General features: G+C 62.8%; 4 protein-coding genes and 1 tRNA gene. 3 read left to right on the forward strand and 2 right to left on the reverse strand.

Annotation, left to right across the window (positions count from 1 at the left end):
* Nucleotides 1-49 precede the first annotated feature (49 nt).
* Together dcd and ACN269_RS32850 are read right to left on the reverse strand one after the other, a co-directional pair.
* Nucleotides 50-622 carry a dCTP deaminase gene (gene dcd / locus ACN269_RS32845; protein WP_421476942.1) on the reverse strand — a complete coding sequence of 191 codons (573 nt, stop codon included), beginning with the start codon at nucleotides 620-622 and terminating at the stop codon, nucleotides 50-52.
* Nucleotides 623-642: 20 nt separating this feature from the next.
* Nucleotides 643-1,449, reverse strand: coding sequence for an adenylate/guanylate cyclase domain-containing protein (locus tag ACN269_RS32850; RefSeq protein WP_421476944.1), 807 nt, complete (start codon nucleotides 1,447-1,449; stop codon nucleotides 643-645).
* Nucleotides 1,450-1,521: 72 nt separating this feature from the next.
* Here ACN269_RS32850 and ACN269_RS32855 point away from each other — a divergent pair.
* The 3 genes from ACN269_RS32855 to ACN269_RS32865 all read left to right on the forward strand — a co-directional run.
* A tRNA-Gly gene (locus tag ACN269_RS32855) sits at nucleotides 1,522-1,595 on the forward strand.
* Nucleotides 1,596-1,886: 291 nt separating this feature from the next.
* Entirely contained in the window at nucleotides 1,887-2,909 is a 1,023-nt protein-coding gene (locus ACN269_RS32860; RefSeq protein WP_421476946.1) for a Fic family protein, read from the forward strand.
* A 236-nt stretch (nucleotides 2,910-3,145) separates the two neighbouring features.
* Nucleotides 3,146-3,746, forward strand: a 601-nt coding sequence (locus ACN269_RS32865) for a cysteine hydrolase (RefSeq protein WP_421476947.1), incomplete at its 3' end; no start/stop codon positions are given.

Raw genomic sequence — 3,746 nt, forward strand, 5'->3', positions numbered from 1 at the left:
GTCCTGTGGCGCACGTCCGCCGGCGTCGGTTGCTGTCAGGGTCGCGGTGTCAGGGCAGCTTGATGAAGTTCTCGTAGGCCTTCGACGGGGTCGGCCCCCGCTGGCCCTGGTATTTGGAGCCGACCTTGGCGCTGCCGTAGGGATGCTCGGCAGGACTGGTCAACCGCAACAGGCATAGCTGGCCGATCTTCATGCCCGGCCACAGCGTGATCGGCAGGTTGGCGACGTTGGACAGCTCCAGGGTGATGTGGCCGCTGAATCCCGGGTCGATGAATCCGGCCGTGGAATGTGTCAGCAGGCCGAGCCGACCCAACGACGACTTGCCCTCCAGGCGGCCGGCCAGGTCGTCGGGCAGCGTGCAGATCTCCAACGTCGAGCCGAGCACGAACTCACCGGGATGCAGGACGAACGGCTCGCCCTGCTCCGGCTCGACCAGGCTGGTCAGGTCGTCCTGACGTTGTGCGGGGTCGATGTGGGTGTAGCGGGTGTTGTTGAAGACGCGGAACAGGCTGTCCAGCCGGACGTCGACGCTGGAGGGCTGTACGAGGCTGTCGTCGAAGGGTTCGATGCCGAGCCGTCCGGCGGTGATCTCAGCCCGGATATGGCGATCAGAGAGCAGCACCCGACGAGCGTATCGGTAGGTCAGCCCGCCAACCGGAGCCGCCGTGCCGCCACCGGTTCACCTTTGCCTTTCACTTCCAGCTGGACGGACTCGCCGTCGACGACGTCGGCGATCTGCGCGACCTGCTCCGACATCACCACCTCACCGCCTGCCGCCTCGTGCTGCAGCCGCGACGCGGTGTTCACCACATCGCCGATCGCGGTGAAGTCGCGGACCTCGCCCTCGCCCACGATTCCGACGTAGGCCGGGCCCACATCCAGCCCGATGCCGACTTCCAGGTCGGGCCCGGCGCGTGTTCCGTAGCCCAACGCGCCGAGGACCGACCGCGCATCGCTCACCATGGATTCGACGTACCGGCCGTCGGGACTGAGCGGCGCGAAGTACAGCCCCATCACGGCGTCACCGATGAGCTTGTCCACGATGCCGTGCTGCACGATGACCTGGGTGAGGGCGGCGTAGAACCCATTGAGCCGTTTGGCCATCTCGTCGGGCGTCAACCGTTCGGCAAGCTCCGTCGACCCACGGACGTCGGCGAACAACACCCCGATGGTGAGCGTCACCCCGCCGTCGGGCGCAGATTCGAAGCAGATCTCACACCAGCGCGGATTCTTCCGGGACGGACTCTTGCCCACCCGCCGCATCAGCCAACCGCCGACACCTCCGAACGGGTTCCCGCAGGCCTCGCACCGGGGTTCGGACGGCATGCGCGACATCACGCGGACCGCACGCCGCACCCGGGCATGGCCGAAGTAGTTGTAGAACTTCGCCCATTCCTCCGCGCTAGCCTGCGCCCCGTCCGGACGAGGCGGCACACCCCGGGTGGCCATGTCCCCATTTTCCGCTACAGGGGACGCCCTGGCCAGCGTTCGTGCGCAGCGGTGCTAACCTCTGTGTCCAGCGCCGATGTAGTTCAATGGCAGAACATCAGCTTCCCAAGCTGAATACGCGGGTTCGATTCCCGTCATCGGCTCCACGAAAGAACTGGTCAGTGGCATGCCCGTCAACCGGAGCCGCCCCGGATGAGGCAATTTTGACCGTCTGTCCTGCTCGTGCCCCATGGAATGCGAAGAACCCAACGGCGCTTGCAGGCCGCGAGGGAACCTATAACGAAAGCGGGGTTTTGTTATACCTTGTGCGGATGGACCCAACAAGGTTTGTAGCTCCTCAATGGGGCCGGGCGGTGTCGACAGGGGGACCAGCTGCCTACCATGCTTTCGAGCCCGTACCAGTCCCACGCGAGCTATCGCTTCGGCCACAAACCATCATGCTGCTATCAGACGCGGACGCAGCCTTAGGCCGGTTAGCCGGCTCAGGACGGCTCCTTCCCGACCCGCACCTGCTCGTCAATGCTTACATCACCCGAGAAGCTGTTGCGAGCTCTCGCATTGAGGGCACTCAGGCCTCGGTCACGGAGGTATTCGACGCGGCGGTCACCGGCACGTCAGCGCGAGCCGACGTGCAGGAAGTCAGGAACTACATTCTGGCGCTACATCATGGGCTGACCCGCCTTAAAGAAGGCTTTCCCATATCGCTGCGCCTCGTCAAAGAAATGCACGGGATCCTGCTGACCAACGTTCGTGGTCAAGAACGAACACCCGGGGACTTCCGCCAAACGCAGAACTGGATTTCGTCGCCAGACAACCAGCCCCGCACGGCTCGTTTTGTGCCCCCAACTGTCGAGAACATGTGGAAGGCTCTCGACGATTGGGAAAAGTATCTGCACGACGACGATCCCAAGCTGCCCTTGTTGATTCGTTGCGCTCTGATGCACTACCAGTTCGAGACAATCCACCCGTTCCTCGACGGCAATGGTCGTATCGGCCGTTTGTTCATCATCTTGTACCTCGTCGACCGGGGTCGGCTGCCGACGCCGCTCCTATACATATCTAGCTACTTTGACCAACGCAAAGAGGAGTACTACGACAGGCTCCAGTTCGTCCGTGAACGTGGAGAGATCAATGAGTGGCTCGATTTCTTCCTCACTGGGATTGCTGGGCAAGCAAATGATGCAGTCAGCCGGGCTGAAGAATTGGCCGACCTTCGCGAAAAGTATCGGTTGGCCCTTCAAGGAAGCAGGAGCCGCGCGATCGAAGTGGCAGACCTCTTGTTCGCTAACCCGATCATGACTGTCAAAGCCGTCCAAAAACGGCTGGATGTCAGCCAGCCCGGCGCCACCAATCTCCTTCGAACCCTCACGGCCGAGGGGATTGTCCGCGAGGTCGGCGAAGGTCCGGGGACTCGACATCGCTGGTTTGCAGACGACGTCCTCCGGGTTCTTGACCCCTAGTCAAGTTGTCAAGCGGTGGTGTCACATCAACGCATAGCTGCCCGTGTCCGCAGCAATAGCACAGCTTGGCCCTGGGCAGACTTAGCCGGACCCGTCCATCCGACTTTTCCCAAGCTGAATACGCGGGTTCGATTCCCGTCATCGGCTCCACTTGCATTCGCTGCACCAGGCCGGATTCCGCGGTGGTCGCCGCGTGCCCATTGCCGGGATTGTCAGAACGGGTCTAGCCTGCGGTGATGGCGATCGACCCGAGGACCACCGCGGTCGTGCTGATCGAGTACCAGAACGACTTCACCACCAAGGGCGGCGTCCTGCACGACGCGGTCGCCGAGGTGATGGGCCGGACCGAGATGCTCACCAAGACCCGGGCAGTAGTGGATGCGGCGCGCAACGCCGGCGCCACCGTCATGCACGCTCCCATCACCTTCGCGGCGGGCTACAACGAGATCACCAACCATCCGTACGGAATCCTCAAGGGGGTCGTGGACGGTCAGGCGTTCGTCAAGGGTTCCTGGGGTGCGGCCATCGTCGACGAATTGACACCCGCCACCGGTGACATCGTGGTCGAGGGCAAGCGCGGCCTGGACACCTTCGCCAGCACCAACCTCGACTTTATCCTGCGCAGCAAGGGCATCACGACGATCGTGCTGGGCGGCTTCCTCACCAACTGCTGTGTGGAATCGACCATGCGCACCGGCTACGAAAACGGTTACCAGGTCATCACATTGAGCGATTGCGTCGCGGCGACCTCGGTCGAGGAGCACGAGAACGCACTGAAGTACGACTATCCGATGTTTTCCCGGTCGATGACCGCGGACGAGTTGGTCGACGAACTCA

The sequence above is a fragment of the Micromonospora sp. WMMD736 genome (genome assembly GCF_049179015.1).
Taxonomy (GTDB): Bacteria; Actinomycetota; Actinomycetes; order Mycobacteriales; family Micromonosporaceae; genus Micromonospora.

Excerpts from the sequence above, each read along its gene's own strand:
- ACN269_RS32850 (WP_421476944.1), bottom strand. The coding sequence starts at position 1,449 with ATGGCCACCCGGGGTGTGCCGCCTCGTCCGGACGGGGCGCAGGCTAGC.
- ACN269_RS32860 (WP_421476946.1), top strand. The coding sequence starts at position 1,887 with ATGCTGCTATCAGACGCGGACGCAGCCTTAGGCCGGTTAGCCGGCTCA.